Source organism: Laceyella tengchongensis (genome assembly GCF_900182735.1).
Lineage (GTDB): Bacteria > Bacillota > Bacilli > Thermoactinomycetales > Thermoactinomycetaceae > Laceyella > Laceyella tengchongensis.
The window spans coordinates 51,475-71,176 of record NZ_FXTU01000008.1; the positions used below are offsets into that span (position 1 = coordinate 51,475).

Here is a 19,702-nt window from a genome sequence, read left to right on the forward strand (position 1 = left end):
TCATGTCACAATTGGCGCGGTCACGGGGGAGCCTTTTTTTATAAGATGGAAGTAACAGAAGAGGAAAAAAGTACAATTTGAGAATGTACGTTCCATTGGAGGAAATTATGGACGTTTTTCTGTATCCGATTCTTACGGTTGCCTATATTGCACTTTTTATTTGGAGTTTTCGTTTTATTCGCGAGTCGGCCTATTGGGGAACCTACTGGCTGATGTTTATCACACTGGCGATGATCTACGATAACGCCATCTTGGCGCTCGGCAATTGGATTGGCAAAGGTGATATGTTGGAAGGCCTGAGTTTGGTTCGTTCCTTGTTCCATGTCTTGCTCACACCAACATTGGTGTTTGTTGCGTTAGATATTGTGCGCCGTTTGCGGCTGGAGTGGACAGAGAGTCTGCTCGTACAGGTGCTGTATCACTTATATACCTTTGTGGTGACGGTGATGGGCATCTTTATGGAGATCTTGTGGGTTGACATGGAGCCGGTGGTTGAACACGGCTTATTGCGTTATGCGCCGGTGCAACCCCAAATTCCGTGCGCAAGCGCATTGGTGCTGGTACCGCTTCTCATATCGGGGATATTGGTATGGCGCAAACTGCGATGGCCCGTGCTATTGATCGGACTGTTGTTAGTCATGATCGGAGGGGGCGGGGCAGTTTTGCTCGGCCAACCGGCGCTGTCGGCGGTGTTCGTATTCATTTTCATCTGGGTGCTCGTACTAACGGAACAAATGCTACTGCCAGAGGATTATGGTCCAATCAACCGGGTGTAGAAAGTCGCGGCGCAAAGCTGCGACTTTTTTTGCATAAACGGCTCACCAAGTCAAACACTAAGGCTGGAGGTGAGCACATGAGGAAAGGTTGGATCTTTTTGTGCATGGTTGTGCTGGTGCTGACAGGATGCCAACGGTTTGAAAAGCCGACGGAGCGCACTGGACTTGATAAAGATAGCCACTCATACAGCTACGTCAGTTTCCAAGAAAGCAAATTCAAGCAAATCGCGATGAACGTGCCGGGCGTTCGCGATGTGCGCATGGAGTACGATGGACGCAAAGTGATCTTGATGGTTTTGCCGGAGAAGGGATGGCGTCCGGAACAATACCGAATATTGGCGAATCGGGTTTACCACAAGGTGAACATGGGTTCACCGGTCACCCCTGTCCATGTGAAAGTCATCGCCCCGGAAAATTGGATACAAGCCCCGTGACAAAGAAAATCAACACCTGATCTCTCTCGGGAATCAGGTGCTTTTTTGAGCTGATTGGATCAATCAGTGGAAAAGCTTGCTGAGGAAGGACAAGCCCATAATGGCGGCAATCACCATGCATACCCAGAACAAAGCGCGGTCGTGACGGTTTTGCATCAGGCATCTCCCTTTCATTTTGGTGTCCACTTTATCATAAACGAAAAAAAGCCCGGGGGAGGAGAATCCCCACAGGCACTTTTTACCGCTGGTTGGTAGAAGTCAAGATTTTGTCAACCAATCCATATTCGAGCGCTTCTTGCGCGCTCATGAAGTTGTCACGGTCTGTGTCGCGCTCGATTTTCTCCAATGGTTGGCCTGTGAATTCGGCCAGTTGGCGGTTGAGATTGTCACGCATGCGGATGATGCGTTTGGCGCGAATTTCAATATCCGAAGCCTGTCCTTCTGCTCCGCCGAGCGGTTGATGGATCATTACTTCGCTGTTGGGCAGTGCGAACCGCTTGCCTTTGGCACCGGCAGCTAACAAGAAAGCGCCCATGGAAGCTGCCATACCGACGCAGATGGTGGAAACGTCAGGTTGGATGAGCTGCATGGTATCATAAATGGCCATCCCAGCTGTAATCGAACCACCCGGCGAATTGATGTACAGGGAAATATCTTTTTCCGGGTCTTCGGCAGCCAAAAACAGCAATTGAGCCACAATCAGGTTAGCCACTTCATCGGTCACAGGGCTACCGAGGAGGATGATCCGGTCTTTGAGCAAGCGGGAGTAAATATCATATGAACGTTCACCACGATTGGATTGCTCTACTACAATAGGGACTAGGTTCATTTGTTGTTGGGTGACTGTTTTAGCAGAACAGCCCCCTTCCCCCTTTCTTTCGCAAATTGGTGTGTAACCTTATCATACTCTATTGGTCAAAAAAGGTCAAATGAGAGAGGGCCAGATTTTACATGGCGCCATCTCTGGTAGAGGAGTGGGTTACACACGCATAAAAAAAGCGGATTGTCTCCCAGCAGGGAAAGCATCCGCTCTTTCAATAATGAATCTTTGAGTGTATTTTTTATGGAGATCATTGGATGATTAAGGCAAAAATAACGAGATAAAATACCATTCTATCGACACGCCGATCGGGATGAGCAATAATAAGGCCGCACAGGCCAAACCAAATTTTTTCATCCAACTTGCCATTGATGATTCTCTCCTGATGATATAATTTTTGTTGGATACATTGAGATATTCTATCACATTGGTTACAAATTATATTTGAACACCATTATTCGATTGTGCGGACGATTTGTGAAAGCGGCCTCATCCGAAATGTGGCGTGTTCTTCTCGTTATCTCTCCTTGGTGCGAGTAAAAGGGAAAAAGTCTGTAACCCATTTGCAATGGTGCGGCAGATGGCTTACAGGCTTTCTCATTTGTAGACCTGGCTTACGAAGCGCTGGGTTCGTTCTTCTTGGGGCGCGTCAAATATCTGTTCTGGTGTGCCTTGTTCAATGATGCGCCCTTCGTCAACGCTCAATTCTATGAAGTGAAGAGGAATATAGAAGCCTGCACAGAGATTTTTTTGTCCAAGACTCCTTGACATACCTATTCAACGATGAGGACCGTGCTTTGGTTTGGAGGAAAGGCAGCCACTTCATAGCTTTCCGTGCCGAACTAGATGATGAAAAATAAAAAGCGCCATATAGGCGCTATAAGAGTTAGTAGTCTGTTCTCACATATAGATCATTGATAAACTCTGTAAATGTAGGTCTTACATATCTTACCAAATCCAGATTTAATTCCGCTCCATTAAAAAGCTCTGATATTGCTTCATCAGATGAAAACCAGATGATAATAGGATGTTCTTTTTTTTGACCATAATAAAAACAATAGGGATTTAATGCAGAATCAAATCCAAACGGGACAAGAAGATTAGTTTCCTTGAGTTCTTCATCGTCTTCAAACCAAGCTTCCACTTCTTCCGGAATTTCATCTAAATCATAAAACTCATCAAAATGATAAGGCTCATCATCAATAAGAATATGAGCATTTCTATTCTCGATAGCGTTATATTGTTGAAACCAGTCAATATAGTCTTGCGGCAAACGCACACCAAGAATCTTCTCTACCTCGGCAAAATTTTCAGCAGAGAGTTTTTCTCTTCGTTCCACCCAATTAACCATGTAATCCATTCCTTTCTCTAAAAATGCTAATTTACACTTTGAGCTCCCCAAACTTTGTGTCCACCTGTATGTTTGAAGGCATTGTTTAAATCAAAAGGTATAAGAATCATTTTTCCTGTTTCTTGATGATGATGCCATGTAAGTTTATTCTTTTTATCACGTACTGGCCCTATGGAACCTAATTCTTTATCGATAGAATCAATTTGTCCGTCTGTAAATCCTTCAGACCTTAATTGATCTTTCCATTTATCTCCATACTTATTTATATATCTTTCTTTTAATAAAATGGTCGCAAACTTAGTTTGTGATCCACTTGAACCAACAATGGCGTCAGCCGGAAGTTGGATTGTTATAGGTTTCCCATCTTTGTCTTTCTTTGCATGAGGTTCAAATTTTGGAAAACCTTCGCTATCATACTCAACAGTATAAGTATTTCCTTCTTTGGTTGTCTTGGTTTTGGTTTCATTTGGGTATGAAAAGCTTAACTTAAAGTCCCTTCCATCGCTGGTGCGCATTCTTCTAACTCCATTGCTATCTGTATATATTTCATAACTAAAGTTTTGAACTCCTGCTCTAAGATCAGACGGCTTTTTAGGATGGTTAGTTTGAAACTCCCTTGAATCATTGTCATCATCTTTATCTTTCTTCGGATTTGGCATTGCACAGTGGCAACTATCTGGAACAAGCGTATCTTTTGCTATCCGTCCTACTTTGACCAGTTTGACAGGTGTCGGCAGGCTTTCGACCATGTTCCATAGCCGATTTGGAAGAGGAATAGACTTACCATTCTTGTCCTTCCCATTCCATGCTTCCATGAACATGTCTTTATCGAAGATCAACGTAAAGGGATCCTCAATAATTTCGTTGACACTGGCCTTTAAGTTATTCCATGAATCTTTTGCATAGCCTAAAGGATCAGAAGTTAATTTGTCCCATGCCGCCTTATAGTCTTCCAACCCAAACACTTCAGAAAAGTAGGCGCCAGGTTCATTAATGGCACGCTTGATATCATCGTTAACGATTTGATCTTTCTGTTGATCTAACCAATTGAGGCCTTGATCAATCTTATCTCCCGCCCAATTGATGCCATCCATCGTTTTCTTCTTCAACTGATCAAGAAAGCTTGGCTCTTTCTTAGCAGGCGGATTCATTGGCTGTACATCAGAAAAACTTGGTGGTTTGGTCTGATTTCCCATGCTGATTTGTGGGAGTGTTGGTAGAGGAGGTTTTTCAATATCATGGCTACCTTGGGGTACCATTTAGTACCTCTTCCACTTCCTCTTGTAAAGATTGCTGGATATCGGGACTATTGATAGCTACCAGTAACAACCCTGCAAAGAGTGCGCCTACCGCAATGATAATGATGTACTCAACGGTGGAAGCTCCACGCTTTGACCAAAACCTCTGTTTCACTCGTTCCCTCCACAGTTTCATCTTCCCTTCCCCTCTTTAATTCAATGCCAACGCCACAAGGATCAGAAGCGAGATTAAGACAACCGGAATGAGAACGATCGAAGCAAACCCTTTCCAAGAACCAATCTCATGAATTTCTCCAATGATTTTGGGATAGACAACAAAGTAATAAATACTCATAACGAAGCTGGCTGTAAGGCAAAGAAAGAACAGTAAGGCTAGGAACATAGAGGAATCAATGTCAGGTGTGATAGATGTGAAGTTCTCCTCTCTAAAGATAAGCAACATGGGAATGAACAAGGCCAACTTGGTTGTATATGCTACGGTTGCCCATGCACTGGCTTCGCGTGTCTCCCTGAATGAGGCGACACCCCCAAATAAACGGGCCATCCCATATGTACAGAGACTTCCAAGAAACCATGCGATGACTCCCATGATCGGACCAATTACGATGGATAAGATGATAATCGCTGGGGTAGAGGTGGTATTCCCTGCATCACGATTCATGGCTTGTTCGAGACAAAGTGTAATCCCAAAGAGTGAGATTAAAACAAATAAACAGTTCGTTGATGTTTCATCCATGGCACGTCGTATCGTGGACTTCGGCTGCTTAATAAGCGGAACCCAATATTCTCGTAAAATATCTAACATATGCATCACCTTTTTCTATTTAATAACAACCCCAATAATGTCATCTTTCTTTATGGCTCCAAATTGTCGACTATCATAGCTAATGGAACGGTTATCACCAAGGACATAAAAATGTTCAGCCGGCACAATCACAGGTTCCTGATTATCACTTCTATTCATACTTGCAAGATAAGGCTCTACCAACATATGCCCATTGATATAGAGTTGGCCATCCTTTATTTCTACGGACTCATTTCCGAATGCAACCACTCGCTTTGTATGAACTTGTTCGATGCCTGGTACCCTAAAGATGATCATATCCCCTCTTTTTATGGTTTCAGGATTCTTTTTAACAAGATATACTTCCCCTTCCATTAAGGCAGGTTCCATACTTTTGCCTACTCCTTGATAAAAGCCATAGAGAGAGTTCCAAATGATGAAAAACAAAAAAAGAAGGCCTACAAGGCTCCATATCCCCTTTCGGGTCTTAAACCAAGCCACATAACTCCTCCTCTCTGATAAGGATTCTATTAAATTTTGGATTCGGTACATCTAGATTATAATGAATTGATAGAACCTCATCTATATGTCAATATAACTTTTCTGGAAAAACAAAAGCGACCTTCCATTTGTCCAATCCTTTGATGGAAATCATCCTTGTGTCCCCCTTTCCTCCACCTGAAGGCGCCGCTCTAGTTGCCGTAGCAGACCAGTGAACAGCAGGATGAGTGCTAAATAATACAAGCCATTAATAAAGTACGTCTCAAATTGCTTGAAATTGTCGGCAGCGGCTCCCAGACCGGCTGACCATAGTTCGGTGCCGCCGATATAAGCAACGAGTGAAGAGTCCTTCAAGCCGATGATAAACTGATTGCCTAAGGGAGGGATGGATCGTCGGAAAGCTTGGGGCAAAATAATGCGGCGCATGGCCAGCGGGTAACTCATGCCGAGAGAGCGGGCCGCTTCCATTTGGCCGCTGTCAACAGCTTGGATGGCACCGCGAAAAATCTCAGCGATGTAGGCGCCAGCGTGAATGGCCAACGCGAAGACCCCTGCGGTAAACGAGTCCAAGACAATGAACTCGGCCAACCCGAAGTAGATGGCAAAAATCTGAACGATGAGGGGAGTGCCGCGAATTACGGTGATGTACAATTGGGCGAGGCCGTTTAATAACTTGTTGCTTGATATTTTGCAAAAAGCGAACACAAGGCCGATTGCCGTTCCGACCAGCAACGACCAAAATGTGAGCAATACCGTTTGCCAAGCAGCCTTGCTGAAGCCGATGAAGGTGGTTTGGAAAATCTCCAACAAAGTCATGGTTTAGAAATAGCCTCCTTTCTGGCATTAGATGACAAAATATTCCGATTAAAATACTTGCGGCTGATTTTTTCATATGTTCCATCTGCAATGATTTGAGCTAGTGCTTGGTTCAGCCTTTGTCGCAAGCGTTCGTCTCCAGAGTGCACGGCAATGGCCATGTTGTCTAACGTCAGAGGCTCTCCAACCGTTTGAATAGGGAATTTCATTTGCTTCAAAGCGTACAGCCCCACCGCTTGATCGGTGATGACGGCATCGATGCGTCCCGTTGGCAAGTCTTGCAAAGCCGTGATGTCACTGGTGTATTCCACAATCGATGAGGAGTGAGTCAACGCAACATCTTTGAAGGTACTCGCTTTCACTACGCCGATGGTCTTGTTTTTCAGATCTTTGATTGACGTGAGGGTGCGATTCCCTTTTTTCACGAAGACCTGCGCTCCTGACCGGTAATAAGGGTCTGTGAAGTCCACCGCTTGGTCGCGCTTTTTTGTGATCGCCATGCTACCTAGAATCGCATCGTATTTGCGTGCTTCCAGCCCGGCGATGATGGTTTCCCAAGGCGTGGTGACGGGGCGTGGTTTCAAACCCATTTCTTTGGCCAACGCATAACCGATCTCCACGTCAAACCCACTGATTTTCCCGTTATGCTGAAAGTCCCTGTAACTGAACGGTTTGTACAAGCCGCTCATCGCAAAGGAGAAGGTTCCCTTTTCCAGCGTTAATTGATCAGCTGGCTTGGCAGGAGAACAGCCGATGGGAATAAAACAGAAACACATCAGAAAAAAATAGATGAAACAGTTGCGAAACATAAAACCCTCCTTTACTTCGATGATTAAGCAACCAGGAGCTAGGTTTCCCGGTTTGAAAACAGTTACCCTTTGACAGCGCTGATGAAACGGAAGATTTCTGCGCGGGCAATGAAAAAGCCGACTGACCCTGTTTGTGGTGTCAGTCGGCATGGTTGCTCTGTACGGGATGTTAATACGAGATTGCGCGATAGGCATTGACACGCCCATGTGTCCAGTCAGTGCCTGTGCCGGGCACTTTATCGGCAGTGTTTTCAATTGCAGCACGGATTTGGGCGTTTGTCCGGCCTTGGCCAGCTAACAACCCGGCAATACCTGATACGTGGGGGGCGGCCATCGAGGTGCCGCTGTCGTATGCGTACCCTCCTCCAGTTACGGTTGAGTAGATATTGCCTCCAGGTGCGGCTACATCCACCCAAGGGCCGTAATTGGAAAACCAAGAACGCTGATCGTCCGAGTCAGTGGAGGCGACAGCCAGTGCCCGACTGTAATAAGCCGGATAGCTGGGTTGATCGGTGCTTTCATTGCCGGCGGCGGCCACGACGATCGCCCCTTTGTTCCAAGCGTAATCTACTGCGTTTTTGATGGTGAGGCTACTCTCCGGCCCGCCTAGGCTTACGTTGATCACTTGAGCCCCCTGGTCGGCAGCGTACTTGATTCCGTCAGCAATGTCGGCGGCAGTCCCTTCTCCTTGCTCATTTAACACGCGTACGGGAAGCAGCTTGGCGTTGGGAGATAGGCCAGCGATTCCGATTCCGTTGTTGGATGTCGCGGCGATGATGCCGGCGCAGTGGGTGCCATGCCCGTTGAGATCCTGTTGGGTACTATCGTCATCTACAAAATCCCAGCCCCTTAGCACCTTGCCCCGCAAATCAGGATGATTGGTTTGGATGCCCGTATCGACAACCGCGATTTTTACGGTTTTGCCAACCGGGGCCGTTTGCCAAGCCAAGTGAGCCTGCACGCGCTTGGGTCCCCATTGTTTGTTCCAGAAGAAAGGGTCATTGGGCGTGATAGAGAACCGGGTTTGCCATGAGCGGGTATGCCGTGCGGAAGGTAGGACGCTGGCGCGGTAGACATAGTTGAGCTCCGCATAGGCAACATCGGGATGTTGCTTGTATTTCCGTAACAATGTAGCCAACGAATTGCGTTTCACCTTCACCACTTGGTGGCCAAGAGTAGAAGTTTCTTCCATCTCCGAACGGATCTCGGCGTGGAGGGCGGCCATTTTTTTCTTGGAGGTGTGTGGTTTGAATTTTACAATGATTTCTTCCGGCGCTTTGTCGGGAGTGGCCGTTGGCGCCGCGCTAGCAACCGTGGACCACGGCGCCACCGTCAGTGCGACGGTTAGGGCAACAAAGCCTAAAATGGGTTTCATATGTACCTCCCGTGGGTGGTTTGTTATATTTAACAGGAAAATCAGTGTTCATCAGCTTGAACGAGATCATTATATATTAAAAATAGATATATGATATGTAAGGAAACATGGCAATAAAACGAAAAAACCGCCCCTCACAAGAGGAACGGTTTCTAGTGTGGTGCGCCTACCAGGATTCGAACCTGGGCACCTGGTTCCGGAGACCAGTGCTCTATCCCCTGAGCTATAGGCGCAAGTCAATATAGCAATCCGACAAAAAAGATTATAGCATGTTCAATATCCGTGTGCAAGTAAAAAGTGAAAAATATGCGATTCTCAAGTGGGAAAGTTGTTGGAAAAAAAAGAATCCAAAGCTGGCACAGGGATTGTGATAAAATGAAATTAATAAGAACTGACATGGAGGTTCACACTTGCCCTGATCTTACACGGCAGCGGAGGTGGGAGGGGAGAATGGCTTTACAAATGGGTTTTAGCTTGGTGCAAGAGCAACGGATGAAATTGGTGATGACACCGGAATTGCGCCAAGTTATTCAGCTGTTGCAATATTCCGCGGCGGATTTGCAAACGTATTTGGAAGAACAGTTTGCAGAGAATCCGGTTCTGGAACTGGAGGATGTCGCATTTGCCGAATTGGAGAAGTGGCTGAAGCGTCTGACGGAGCATCCAGAGCCCAGGCGTAAGGGTTACAGCCGAGAAGAACGGGCAGATGCGAGGGATTATGCGCGGGCCCAAACCGGAACGCTTGCCGATGAGCTGATTATGCAGTTGCGAGAGATGCGTCTTCCCAGGCAAGAACGGAGCATTTGCGAATACATGATATACAGTTTGGACGAAAGAGGCTATCTCGATCTGGAGCTAGTAGAGATATGTAAGCGCTTTCAGATAAATGAGAAATTGGCGGAGAAATGTTTATCCATCATTCAGGGAATGGACCCGATCGGTGTGGGGGCTAGAAATTTGGGAGAGTGCCTCGAAATTCAACTTCGCCACCGTGACACGCCTAATGAACTAGCGATTCGCATTGCTCGAAGCCATTTAGAAGACGTGGCGGACGGCAAATGGCGCAAAATCGCCCAAGCTTTGGGGGTGGATGTGCCTACCGTGCAGGCGGCGGTGGATGAAATCAAATCCTGCCACCCGCGCCCGGGGGCAGCATACGCATCGGAACCACCGCGATATGTGGCTCCTGATGTGGTGGTGGAGAAAGTGGATGGCGAGTATGTGGTGCTACTTGAAGAGGGGGAGGCTCCCCGCTTGACCATCAACGCCGCCTATCAGTGGTTGATCAAACAACGGGAACGGTTGGATGAAGATGTGGCCCAATACCTGAAAAATTGGGTGCAGTCGGCCATGTGGTTGATCAAAGGGATTGAACAGCGCCGGGACACCATCATTCGGGTCGCGGAAGCCATCGTGTCAAAACAAAAGGCCTTTTTGGATCACGGGGTGGATTATCTACGGCCGCTGACGTTAAAGCAGATTGCTGAAGATGTTGGGTTACATGAATCGACGGTCAGCCGGGCGACCCAACATAAATATATTCAGACCCCTCGGGGGTTGTATCCTTTTCGCTTCTTCTTCCCGTCAGGCCTTTCTACGCATTCAGGTGAAGGCATGTCACAAAAAACGGTACAGAAAAAGATTAAGATCTTGGTAGAAGGGGAAGACAAGAAACAACCGCTGTCCGACCAGAAAATAGCCGATTTGTTGAAAATGGAAGGAATCCGCATCTCCAGAAGGACCATCGCCAAATATCGCGAAGAGCTGGGGATTGCCTCTTCAACGGGACGTAAGCGTTTTCTGTGAATTTTCAATAAAACGGGCCGACGAACTTGTCAAAGAAACTTTATTTAGGCTAAAATGAAAGTGATCCCGATACGGGGATTTTTTTTGAACGGATCGGGACACTTTTGTCTTATGCGGGACATAATGTGTCCTATGATGGGGGATCCGATGGAAAAGATCTTGAACTTACAAAAGCAATTATTGCCTGATCTGTTACAAACCATGCAGAAAAGATATGACATCTTGCGTCATATCCAGTTGATGCAACCGGTAGGACGGAGAAGCCTGACGTTCGAGTTGCAAACGACTGAGCGGGTGTTGCGGGCGGAAGTGGATTTCCTGCGGGCGCAGGGATTGGTGGCGGTCGGTTCTGCCGGGATGGAGTTGACCCAAGAAGGCATCGATCTTTTGTCCGAGATGGAACCGCTGATGAAAGAGTTGTTTGGTTTGAACCAGTTGGAAGCAGAGTTAAAAGCGTTCCTGGGTGTGAAACATGTGGTGATTGTGCCAGGGGACGCGGATGCCTCTGATTGGGTGAAAAAGGAGATGGGCAGAGCGGGCGCCCGATACTTGAAACAACAGGCTGCGCCGGAGCAGATCGTCGCCGTGTCGGGTGGAACCACCATGTTAGCGGTGGCCGAGATGATGATGCCGACGCCGGCGTTCAAACAAACAACCTTTGTGCCGACGCGCGGTGGTGTGGGGGAGGCGGTAGAGTTGGAAGCCAACTACATCGCCTCGCTGATGGCCAAGCGCACCGGCGGAACGTACCGCATGTTGCACATCCCCGATGAGCTCAGCGATGAAGCTTACCAAACCTTGCAGAAGGAGCCACACATCAGGGAAGTGTTGGATCTGCTCCGATCGGCGCGCATGGTAGTACACGGGATTGGAGACGCCAAAACGATGGCCATCCGCCGGAAATCTTCGGCAGAGGTACTTGCCAAGCTAGAGGCAGGAAAGGCAGTCGGGGAATCGTTTGGCTACTATTTTGACCGGGACGGCCAGATTGTGCATCGCGTCCGCACTTTGGGATTGGATTTGGAAGGATTGGAGCGCGTTGAACAGAAAGTTGCCGTCGCTGGGGGTGCCAGCAAGGCGGAGGCGATCGTGGCTGTCTGTTCGCTGGTTTCCCAGGATACGCTCATCACAGATGAAGGGGCGGCGAGAGCCATCCTGAAAAATGCGATTGTCCATCAGGAATGAATGGCGCATTCAATCGGTGATAATACAACAAGAGATTAAGAGGAGGATTTTAATCATGGCAAAAGTGAAAGTGGGCATCAATGGTTTCGGCCGCATTGGCCGCAATGTGTTTCGGGCAATGCTTAATCATCCCGAATTGGAGATCGTAGCAGTAAATGACTTGACTGACTCCAAGACACTTGCCCATCTGTTGAAATATGACTCCGTCCACGGCAAGCTGGACGCTACCGTGATTGCAACGGAGGATGGCTTCACAGTAGACGGTCGCGAAGTAAAAGTGTTGGCTGAACGTGATCCGGGCCAAATTAAATGGGCTGATTACGGTGTGGACATCGTGGTAGAATCGACTGGCCGTTTCACCAAACGTGAAGATGCGGCGAAGCATATGAACGGCGGAGCTAAAAAAGTGATCATCTCCGCACCGGCCTCCAATGAGGACATCACCATTGTAATGGGCGTAAACCACGAGCAATACGACGCTTCCAAACATCATGTCGTATCCAACGCTTCTTGCACCACCAACTGCTTGGCTCCATTCGCCAAAGTGTTGCATGAGAAGTTTGGCATTGTGCGTGGTCTGATGACTACCGTTCACGCTTACACCAACGACCAACAAATCCTTGACTTGCCGCACAAAGACTTGCGCCGTGCGCGTGCAGCTGGCGAGTCCATCATCCCCACCACCACCGGTGCAGCTAAGGCGGTTTCTCTGGTGTTGCCGGAGCTGAAAGGCAAGCTGAACGGTTTCGCAATGCGTGTGCCGACCAAAAACGTGTCTGTTGTTGACTTGGTTGCTGAGCTGGAAAAAGAAGTAACGGTTGAAGAAGTGAATGCTGCACTGAAAGCAGCGGCTGAAGGCGAGTTGAAAGGTATCCTCAATTACACCGAAGAGCCGCTCGTATCGATCGACTACAATGGGGATCCTCACTCCTCCACCATCGACGCCCTGTCCACCATGGTGATGGAAGGCAATATGGTGAAAGTCGTTTCTTGGTATGACAACGAATGGGGTTATTCCAACCGTGTTGTTGATCTTGCAAGCTATATCGCAAGCAAAGGCCTATAATGTTATACTAATGTAAAATGTGTTATCCTATTTCTCGGGTAACCATGAGTATAAAAGAGGAGAGCTTTTCTCCTCTTTCTCATGCTCACAGGCGCGGGTTGATGATATGAACCGCCTGTGCTGAACATAAGGAGGAAGGGCCATGCATAAAAAGTCGGTCAAAGATGTTGATGTTCGCGGTAAACGCGTGTTTTGTCGGGTTGATTTCAATGTGCCGATGGAGAATGGGCAAATCACTGACGATACACGGATTCGCGCCGCATTGCCCACCATCCAGACATTGGTGGAGCAAGGGGCTAAAGTCATCTTGGCTAGCCATTTGGGGCGTCCCAAAGGGAAAGTGGTTGAAGAAATGCGGCTCACGCCGGTGGCGACCCGCCTGTCAGAGCTATTGGGCAAACCAGTGGCCAAAGTGGATGAAGTGGTTGGAGCCGAGGTGGAAGCCCGTGTGTCCGAGCTTGCTGACGGCGAAGTGTTGTTGCTGGAAAACGTCCGTTTTGAACCGGGTGAAGAAAAGAACGATCCCGAGCTGGCAAAAGCCTTTGCCAACCTGGCTGACCTGTACGTGAATGACGCATTTGGTGCCGCTCACCGCGCGCATGCATCCACGGCAGGCATCGCAGAGCATCTTCCGGCCGTTGCCGGTCTGCTGTTGCAAAAAGAGCTGGAAGCTCTCGGAACGGCGCTTGCCAATCCCAAACGTCCCTTCACCGCTATCATCGGTGGGGCGAAAGTGAAGGACAAGATCGGCGTGATTGAAAACTTGCTCGACAAAGTGGACAATTTGATCATTGGTGGCGGATTGTCTTACACCTTTATCCACGCGCAAGGCCATGGGATCGGCAAATCCCTGTTGGAAGAGGACAAAGTGGAGTTGGCAAAGCAGTTCATTGCGCAGGCTGAACAGAAAGGTGTTCGGTTGTACTTGCCAATCGATGCCGTCGTCATCGACGAGTTCGGTCCCAATCCTTCCATAGTGAAAACCGTGTCCATCGATCAAATCCCAGAGGATTTGGAAGCAGTGGATATCGGGCCGAAAACCAGGGAATTGTTTGCTGATGTGGTGAAAGCGTCCCAATTGGTGATTTGGAACGGACCGATGGGCGTGTTTGAATTTGAACAGTTTGCTAAAGGGACGAATGCAGTCGCTCAAGCGTTGGCCGAATCCACGGCGTACACGATCATTGGCGGCGGGGATTCCGCGGCAGCAATCGCCCAAGCGGGCATGGCCGACCGGGTGGATCATATCTCCACTGGCGGTGGGGCTTCTCTGGAATTCCTGGAGGGCAAAGTGCTGCCGGGTGTAGCGGCTTTGGATGATAAATAAGTGAGGAGGAAACCGCATGCGTACTCCTGTCATTGCGGGTAACTGGAAAATGCACAAGACGGCGGCGGAGGCCCTTTCCTTTGTTGACGAAGTGAAACGGACCACGTTGCCAGCTGATGTGGAAGCGGTGCTGTGTGCTCCTTATCTCGCTCTTCCGGCATTGGCCGAAGCGACCCAAGGGACAGATATCGGCATTGGAGCGCAAAATGTCCATTGGGAAGAGCAAGGGGCATACACCGGTGAAGTGAGCGTGCCGATGCTAAAAGCGGCCGGTGTCCAATATGTGATTATCGGTCACTCCGAACGGCGCGCCTATTTCGCGGAAACGGATGAGACAGTAAACAAAAAGACGCGGGCGGCACTGGACGGTGGGTTGACCCCTATCGTGTGCGTAGGTGAGACGCTTGCCGAGCGCGAAGCTGATAAAACCAAAGAAGTGGTGCAAACGCAGGTGAAAGCGGCTTGCGCGGGGCTGTCGTCGGCGGAGATGAAGCGGACGATCATCGCCTATGAACCCGTCTGGGCTATTGGCACAGGCAAAGCGTCAACAGCGGCAGATGCGGAAGAAGTGTGTGCTTTCATCCGTAAAACCGTGGCTGACCTTTATGATCAACAGGTGGCTAATGAAGTGCGGATTCAATACGGAGGTAGCGTGAAACCGGAAAATATCCGCTCCTTCATGGCAGAGCCCAACATCGACGGCGCGTTGGTTGGCGGAGCCGCCCTCAAAGCGGATTCGTTCATTCAGCTCGTACAAGCAGCAAGTGCAGGTGAATAAAGATGAGCAGACCAAAACCAGTTCTGTTGTGCATCTTGGACGGGTTTGCCCTGCGTGGGGAAACGGAAGGAAATGCCGTTGCCCAAGCGAACAAGCCCAACTTTGACCGATATTGGAATACGTATCCCCACACGACGCTGACTGCCAGTGGCAACGCGGTGGGTTTGCCGGAAGGGCAAATGGGGAACTCAGAAGTGGGACATCTTAACATCGGGGCTGGTCGGGCGGTTTATCAAGACCTTACCCGCGTGACCAAATCTATTGAAGATGGAGAGTTCTTTCAGAACGAAACCTTCTTAGGTGCGATAAACCATGTCAAAGAACATGGCTCCGCCCTCCATCTTTATGGGCTGTTGTCTGATGGTGGCGTGCACAGCCATATCCGCCATTTGTTTGCCTTGCTGGATTTAGCGGCGAAAGAACAAGTGGAGCGCGTATACGTCCACGCCTTCTTGGACGGGCGTGACGTAGCACCGGACAGTGCCGTTACCTATATCAAACAACTGCAGGACAAACTGGATGAAGTGGGCGTTGGCCAAATCGCGACCGTTCAAGGCCGTTATTATGCGATGGACCGCGACAAGCGCTGGGAGCGTACGGAAAAATCCTACCGGGCGATGGTTTACGGCGAAGGGCCTACATATCGCGATCCTGTGGAGGCGGTGCAAGCCTCTTATGAGCAGTCAGTCTATGATGAGTTTGTGATGCCGACGGTGATTGTCGATGAGCACAATCAGCCGGTGGGTACGATCAAAGACAATGATGCTGTCATTTTTTACAACTTCCGTCCCGACCGGGCGATCCAGATCTCGCTGGCTTTTACCAACGATGATTTTCGCGGATTTGACCGGGGGCCGAAACGGCCGCAACATCTGTATTATGTCTGCCTGACCAAATTTAGCGAGACGGTAGACGGTTATGTGGCGTACAAGCCTACCGACTTGGACAACACCTACGGGGAAGTCGTGTCGCAACAAGGATTGAAGCAACTGCGCATCGCTGAAACGGAAAAATACCCTCACGTCACCTTCTTTTTCAACGGCGGGCGGGAAGAGGAGTTTCCAGGGGAAGAGCGCATCCTGATCAACTCCCCCAAAGTGGCTACCTATGACCTCAAACCGGAGATGAGCGCCTACGAAGTGACGGAAGCGCTTCTCAAAGAAATCGAAGCTGAAAAGTATGACACCATCATTCTCAACTTCGCCAACCCGGATATGGTCGGCCATTCAGGTAAGTTGGAACCTACCATTAAAGCGGTAGAAGCAGTGGATGAATGCTTGGGTCGCATTGTTGACCTGGTGATCTCTAAAGGCGGCGTCGCCGTGATTACCGCTGACCACGGCAACGCGGACATGGTCATCGATGAGAATGGTCGTCCGCATACGGCACACACCACCTTCCCGGTACCGTTCATCGTGACCAAGCAAGGTGTCACTTTAAGGGAAGGTGGCATCTTGGCGGACATTGCGCCGACCATGCTTGACTTGTTGGGGTTGGAGAAACCTGAAGAAATGACTGGTAACACGTTGCTCAGCCGTTCGTAAGACAACGATTCAATCACATCTTGAGGAAAGAAGGAATGTTCCATGACGACCATTATGGATGTATATGCTCGCGAAGTGCTGGATTCCCGCGGGAATCCGACCGTAGAAGTAGAAGTGGTACTTGAATCTGGTGCCATCGGCCGCGCCATTGTGCCATCCGGCGCTTCCACCGGTGCGTATGAAGCAGTAGAATTGCGCGACGGCGACAAAGGGCGCTATCTGGGCAAAGGTGTGCTCAAAGCCGTGCAAAACGTAAACGACGTGATCGCTCCTCACATTGAAGGGATGGATGCACTGGATCAAGTAGCGATTGACCATGCCCTCATCCAACTTGACGGCACGCCGAACAAAGGCAACCTGGGTGCTAACGCGATTTTGGGTGTCTCCATGGCAGTAGCGCACGCAGCTGCTGATGCTTTGGGAATGCCACTTTATCTCTACCTGGGCGGATTTAACGCCAAAGCGATGCCGGTGCCGATGATGAACATCTTAAACGGTGGCGCACATGCCGACAACAACGTGGATATCCAAGAATTCATGGTGATGCCCGTTGGTGCTGAAAACATGCGTGAAGCGATCCGCATGGGCGCAGAAATCTTCCACAACCTCAAATCGGTATTGAAAGCGAAAGGATACAGCACTGGCGTAGGCGACGAAGGTGGTTTTGCACCGAACCTGAAGTCCAATGAAGAAGCCCTGTCCACCATCGTGGAAGCAATTGAAAAAGCGGGTTACAAACCGGGCGTTGACGTCATGCTGGCTCTGGACGTGGCTTCCACTGAGATCTACAAAGATGGGGCTTACCACTTCGCAGGCGAAGGCATCACCCGCACATCCGCTGAAATGATCGACTTCTACGAAGAACTGACCAACAAATATCCGATCATCTCCATCGAAGACGGTCTAGCTGAAGATGATTGGGAAGGCTGGAAGCAACTGACCGAACGCCTGGGCAAAAAAGTGCAGCTTGTCGGTGACGACCTGTTCGTAACCAACACCGAGCGCCTTGCTGAAGGGATCGAAAAAGGTGTAGGTAACTCCATCTTGGTTAAAGTGAACCAAATCGGTACCCTGACCGAAACGTTTGACGCTATCGAGATGGCAAAACGCGCTGGTTACACCGCTGTCATCTCCCACCGTTCGGGTGAGTCCGAAGACACCACTATCGCTGACATCGCTGTGGCGACCGGTGCTGGCCAAATCAAAACCGGTGCACCATCCCGCACTGACCGGGTGGCTAAATACAACCAATTGCTCCGCATTGAAGACCAATTGGGTCACACTGCCCAATATCCTGGCCGTACCGCGTTCTACAACCTGCGCGGCTAATAAGAAGAGACGCCGTTTGGCAGATCGAGATAAGGGAGAAGGTTCTCATCGCGCATTGCGACGAGAACCTTCTCTTTTTTTTAAAAGCGGCGATTGAATGGATGGGTACCGTTTGTTTTTCGTTGAAAACAAGCGTCAAATGTGTTAAAGTCAATGCAGTGGAATAGAAGCAAGGAGGGACGCTTGTGGAACTCGCAGCAAAAATTGTCCTTGCAGTCATCAGTGTGATTCTCATCATTGCTGTATTGCTCCAATCGGGTAAAAGCGCGGGATTGTCCGGAACCATTGCCGGTGGGGCGGAACATGTGATGGGAAAAGCGAAAGCGCGCGGTTTTGATGCTTTCCTCGGCAAAGCGACGGCTGTGCTGGCTTTCCTGTTCATGGTGATGGCGCTGGTGGTTGGATATTTCGTAAAATGAAGCAATACAGCCGATGTTTTTGGTCGGCTGTTTGTTTTGGGGAGAAATTTTTATAAAAACCTCTTGCATTCTTCGTAGATGCTTGTTATTATAATCAATGTAAGATGTCTGGTGATGATGGCGGAGGGGATCCACCCGTTCCCATACCGAACACGGAAGTTAAGCCCTCCAGCGCCGATGGTACTTGGGCATGAGCCCTGGGAGAGTAGGTCGTTGCCAGGCCACAGAAAGCCGCTCAGTGTGAGTGGCTTTTTTATTTTTTATAACTGGACCAAAGCTTCAGGGTGCCGTGATTGGCCCCGAAGCTTTTTTTGTTTTGGCAACAGCTTGGTGTTTGGGCCGAATGGGAGGGATCACCCGGGAGAAATGGGAATGAACCGTTATTCCCTGCGAAAAATGGGTAATTTTTATAATGAGGGCGTGCCCGTAACCGTAAACGGGAAACGTAGTTGTTGCAAATTGGCGGCGGTGTGCTATCGTTAAGATGATCTAGAAACATTCATGCAAATCGAACGGTGGGGAACGTCAATGAAGACTGTACAAAGATCTCCAGAACCTTTTTTTTATCCAGGAGGAAAAACGGGCATTCTACTGTTACATGGGTTTACCGGAACTCCCTCAGAATTGAGACCGATGGGGCAATACTTTAAAGACCGGGGTTACACTGTCCATGCGCCGCTTTTGGCTGGCCATGGCACCAGTCCGGAGGAGATGGAGCGGACCGGTTGGCGCGATTGGTGGCAGAGTGCTGTAGACGCGTATGACAGGATGCGTGCGGAGCCGCTTGAGAAATTGTATGTGGCGGGATTATCGATGGGTGGCTGCCTGTCGTTGGCGTTGGCGGCGCAAAAACCAGTAGACGGCGTGATTCCGATGTGTGCCCCTATCTATATCCGGGATCGGCGGGCGTTCTTGGCTCGGGTGGTGGCTCCTTTTTATCGTTATAAGAAACGGTCCAGTCATCGCGACCCACATATTGAGGCGCATCTGTGCCCATATGACCGGACGCCGGTGAGATGTGTGGCCGAACTGACACGGTTGATCCGCCATGTCAAAAGCCAGTTGGCGGAAGTGAAGGTGCCGGCGCTGATCGTGCAGGCCGGCAAGGATGAACTCATTCTGGAGAAAAGCGCCGATTACATCTACGAGCATATCTCATCAACGGATAAAGAGATTTCGTGGTATGAGAGATCCACACACATCATCACCGTGGATCGCGAGCGCAATGAGTTGTTTAAAGAAATAGAGCAATTTATCTTGGAACGATCGTCCTAGACGAAAGTGAGGTGGCAGTCTGCCTTTGGGGCCTTGGTAGGCCCCGGG

At 49.2% G+C, this 19,702-nt stretch carries 20 protein-coding genes, 1 tRNA gene, 1 rRNA gene and 1 pseudogene; 12 read left to right on the top strand and 11 right to left on the bottom strand.

The window, feature by feature from the left end; genetic code table 11:
• The first annotated feature begins 107 nt into the window (after positions 1-107).
• Entirely contained in the window at positions 108-776 is a 669-nt protein-coding gene (locus QQZ12_RS14385; protein ID WP_102993512.1) for a hypothetical protein, read from the top strand.
• A 77-nt stretch (positions 777-853) separates the two neighbouring features.
• Positions 854-1,210 carry a hypothetical protein gene (locus QQZ12_RS14390; RefSeq protein ID WP_102993511.1) on the top strand — a complete coding sequence of 119 codons (357 nt, stop codon included), beginning with the start codon at positions 854-856 and terminating at the stop codon, positions 1,208-1,210.
• A gap of 238 nt (positions 1,211-1,448) precedes the next feature.
• Here QQZ12_RS14390 and clpP read toward each other — a convergent pair whose 3' ends face one another.
• The 11 genes and pseudogenes from clpP to QQZ12_RS14445 all read right to left on the bottom strand — a co-directional run bounded on the left by clpP (position 1,449) and on the right by QQZ12_RS14445 (position 9,158).
• Entirely contained in the window at positions 1,449-2,096 is a 648-nt protein-coding gene (gene clpP / locus QQZ12_RS14395) for an ATP-dependent Clp endopeptidase proteolytic subunit ClpP (protein ID WP_284724590.1), read from the bottom strand.
• A 531-nt stretch (positions 2,097-2,627) separates the two neighbouring features.
• Positions 2,628-2,723 (bottom strand): annotated as a pseudogene (locus tag QQZ12_RS14400) (amino acid ABC transporter ATP-binding protein); the annotation flags it as partial.
• A gap of 193 nt (positions 2,724-2,916) precedes the next feature.
• Positions 2,917-3,381: an SMI1/KNR4 family protein gene (locus QQZ12_RS14405; RefSeq protein ID WP_284724568.1), complete on the bottom strand. Its 465-nt coding sequence runs from the start codon at positions 3,379-3,381 to the stop codon at positions 2,917-2,919.
• A 26-nt stretch (positions 3,382-3,407) separates the two neighbouring features.
• On the bottom strand, positions 3,408-4,640 hold the full coding sequence (locus tag QQZ12_RS14410) for an HNH endonuclease (protein WP_284724569.1): 1,233 nt from the start codon (positions 4,638-4,640) through the stop codon (positions 3,408-3,410).
• A complete protein-coding gene (locus QQZ12_RS14415) occupies positions 4,624-4,815 on the bottom strand; it encodes a DUF4244 domain-containing protein (RefSeq protein ID WP_284724570.1) in 192 nt (63 codons plus the stop codon). The genes QQZ12_RS14410 and QQZ12_RS14415 overlap by 17 nt, the downstream gene beginning before the upstream one ends.
• 15 nt (positions 4,816-4,830) lie before the next feature.
• Positions 4,831-5,445 carry a YIP1 family protein gene (locus tag QQZ12_RS14420; RefSeq protein WP_189318911.1) on the bottom strand — a complete coding sequence of 205 codons (615 nt, stop codon included), beginning with the start codon at positions 5,443-5,445 and terminating at the stop codon, positions 4,831-4,833.
• A 15-nt stretch (positions 5,446-5,460) separates the two neighbouring features.
• Positions 5,461-5,925: a signal peptidase I gene (gene lepB, locus QQZ12_RS14425; RefSeq protein WP_189318910.1), complete on the bottom strand. Its 465-nt coding sequence runs from the start codon at positions 5,923-5,925 to the stop codon at positions 5,461-5,463.
• A 150-nt stretch (positions 5,926-6,075) separates the two neighbouring features.
• A complete protein-coding gene (locus QQZ12_RS14430; RefSeq protein ID WP_102993919.1) occupies positions 6,076-6,735 on the bottom strand; it encodes an amino acid ABC transporter permease in 660 nt (219 codons plus the stop codon).
• 2 nt (positions 6,736-6,737) lie between these two features.
• Positions 6,738-7,550, bottom strand: coding sequence for an ABC transporter substrate-binding protein (locus QQZ12_RS14435; protein WP_102993505.1), 813 nt, complete (start codon positions 7,548-7,550; stop codon positions 6,738-6,740).
• A 169-nt stretch (positions 7,551-7,719) separates the two neighbouring features.
• Complete coding sequence (locus QQZ12_RS14440) at positions 7,720-8,925, bottom strand: S8 family peptidase (protein WP_284724571.1); 1,206 nt, start codon at positions 8,923-8,925, stop codon at positions 7,720-7,722.
• Positions 8,926-9,083: 158 nt separating this feature from the next.
• Positions 9,084-9,158, bottom strand: a tRNA-Arg gene (locus tag QQZ12_RS14445).
• A gap of 217 nt (positions 9,159-9,375) precedes the next feature.
• On the opposite strand from QQZ12_RS14445, the gene rpoN reads away from it, so the two are divergent.
• The 10 genes from rpoN to QQZ12_RS14495 all read left to right on the top strand — a co-directional run bounded on the left by rpoN (position 9,376) and on the right by QQZ12_RS14495 (position 19,654).
• Positions 9,376-10,731 (top strand): RNA polymerase factor sigma-54, encoded by a 1,356-nt coding sequence (gene rpoN / locus QQZ12_RS14450; protein WP_284724572.1) that lies wholly within the window; start codon positions 9,376-9,378, stop codon positions 10,729-10,731.
• A gap of 147 nt (positions 10,732-10,878) precedes the next feature.
• Entirely contained in the window at positions 10,879-11,916 is a 1,038-nt protein-coding gene (locus tag QQZ12_RS14455) for a sugar-binding transcriptional regulator (RefSeq protein WP_102993499.1), read from the top strand.
• A gap of 55 nt (positions 11,917-11,971) precedes the next feature.
• Positions 11,972-12,982 carry a type I glyceraldehyde-3-phosphate dehydrogenase gene (gene gap, locus QQZ12_RS14460; protein WP_102993498.1) on the top strand — a complete coding sequence of 337 codons (1,011 nt, stop codon included), beginning with the start codon at positions 11,972-11,974 and terminating at the stop codon, positions 12,980-12,982.
• A 142-nt stretch (positions 12,983-13,124) separates the two neighbouring features.
• Positions 13,125-14,309, top strand: a complete 1,185-nt coding sequence (locus tag QQZ12_RS14465) for a phosphoglycerate kinase (RefSeq protein ID WP_102993497.1) — start codon at positions 13,125-13,127, stop codon at positions 14,307-14,309.
• A gap of 16 nt (positions 14,310-14,325) precedes the next feature.
• Positions 14,326-15,087: a triose-phosphate isomerase gene (gene tpiA, locus QQZ12_RS14470; protein ID WP_102993496.1), complete on the top strand. Its 762-nt coding sequence runs from the start codon at positions 14,326-14,328 to the stop codon at positions 15,085-15,087.
• Between the two features lie 2 nt (positions 15,088-15,089).
• A complete protein-coding gene (gene gpmI / locus QQZ12_RS14475) occupies positions 15,090-16,631 on the top strand; it encodes a 2,3-bisphosphoglycerate-independent phosphoglycerate mutase (RefSeq protein WP_284724573.1) in 1,542 nt (513 codons plus the stop codon).
• 42 nt (positions 16,632-16,673) lie between these two features.
• Complete coding sequence (gene eno, locus QQZ12_RS14480; RefSeq protein WP_022737564.1) at positions 16,674-17,960, top strand: phosphopyruvate hydratase; 1,287 nt, start codon at positions 16,674-16,676, stop codon at positions 17,958-17,960.
• Positions 17,961-18,145: 185 nt separating this feature from the next.
• Entirely contained in the window at positions 18,146-18,379 is a 234-nt protein-coding gene (gene secG / locus QQZ12_RS14485) for a preprotein translocase subunit SecG (protein ID WP_054095753.1), read from the top strand.
• A gap of 107 nt (positions 18,380-18,486) precedes the next feature.
• Positions 18,487-18,601, top strand: a 5S ribosomal RNA gene (rrf, locus tag QQZ12_RS14490).
• A gap of 306 nt (positions 18,602-18,907) precedes the next feature.
• A complete protein-coding gene (locus QQZ12_RS14495; RefSeq protein ID WP_102993495.1) occupies positions 18,908-19,654 on the top strand; it encodes an alpha/beta hydrolase in 747 nt (248 codons plus the stop codon).
• Positions 19,655-19,702 lie beyond the last annotated feature (48 nt).

Excerpts from the sequence above, each read along its gene's own strand:
- QQZ12_RS14465 (WP_102993497.1), top strand. The coding sequence starts at position 13,125 with ATGCATAAAAAGTCGGTCAAAGATGTTGATGTTCGCGGTAAACGCGTG.
- gap (WP_102993498.1), top strand. The coding sequence starts at position 11,972 with ATGGCAAAAGTGAAAGTGGGCATCAATGGTTTCGGCCGCATTGGCCGC.
- tpiA (WP_102993496.1), top strand. The coding sequence starts at position 14,326 with ATGCGTACTCCTGTCATTGCGGGTAACTGGAAAATGCACAAGACGGCG.
- QQZ12_RS14440 (WP_284724571.1), bottom strand. The coding sequence starts at position 8,925 with ATGAAACCCATTTTAGGCTTTGTTGCCCTAACCGTCGCACTGACGGTG.
- QQZ12_RS14410 (WP_284724569.1), bottom strand. The coding sequence starts at position 4,640 with ATGGTACCCCAAGGTAGCCATGATATTGAAAAACCTCCTCTACCAACA.
- QQZ12_RS14455 (WP_102993499.1), top strand. The coding sequence starts at position 10,879 with ATGGAAAAGATCTTGAACTTACAAAAGCAATTATTGCCTGATCTGTTA.
- QQZ12_RS14420 (WP_189318911.1), bottom strand. The coding sequence starts at position 5,445 with ATGTTAGATATTTTACGAGAATATTGGGTTCCGCTTATTAAGCAGCCG.
- gpmI (WP_284724573.1), top strand. The coding sequence starts at position 15,090 with ATGAGCAGACCAAAACCAGTTCTGTTGTGCATCTTGGACGGGTTTGCC.
- eno (WP_022737564.1), top strand. The coding sequence starts at position 16,674 with ATGACGACCATTATGGATGTATATGCTCGCGAAGTGCTGGATTCCCGC.
- QQZ12_RS14415 (WP_284724570.1), bottom strand. The coding sequence starts at position 4,815 with ATGAAACTGTGGAGGGAACGAGTGAAACAGAGGTTTTGGTCAAAGCGT.
- QQZ12_RS14405 (WP_284724568.1), bottom strand. The coding sequence starts at position 3,381 with ATGGTTAATTGGGTGGAACGAAGAGAAAAACTCTCTGCTGAAAATTTT.
- QQZ12_RS14390 (WP_102993511.1), top strand. The coding sequence starts at position 854 with ATGAGGAAAGGTTGGATCTTTTTGTGCATGGTTGTGCTGGTGCTGACA.
- QQZ12_RS14495 (WP_102993495.1), top strand. The coding sequence starts at position 18,908 with ATGAAGACTGTACAAAGATCTCCAGAACCTTTTTTTTATCCAGGAGGA.
- QQZ12_RS14385 (WP_102993512.1), top strand. The coding sequence starts at position 108 with ATGGACGTTTTTCTGTATCCGATTCTTACGGTTGCCTATATTGCACTT.
- rpoN (WP_284724572.1), top strand. The coding sequence starts at position 9,376 with ATGGCTTTACAAATGGGTTTTAGCTTGGTGCAAGAGCAACGGATGAAA.
- QQZ12_RS14435 (WP_102993505.1), bottom strand. The coding sequence starts at position 7,550 with ATGTTTCGCAACTGTTTCATCTATTTTTTTCTGATGTGTTTCTGTTTT.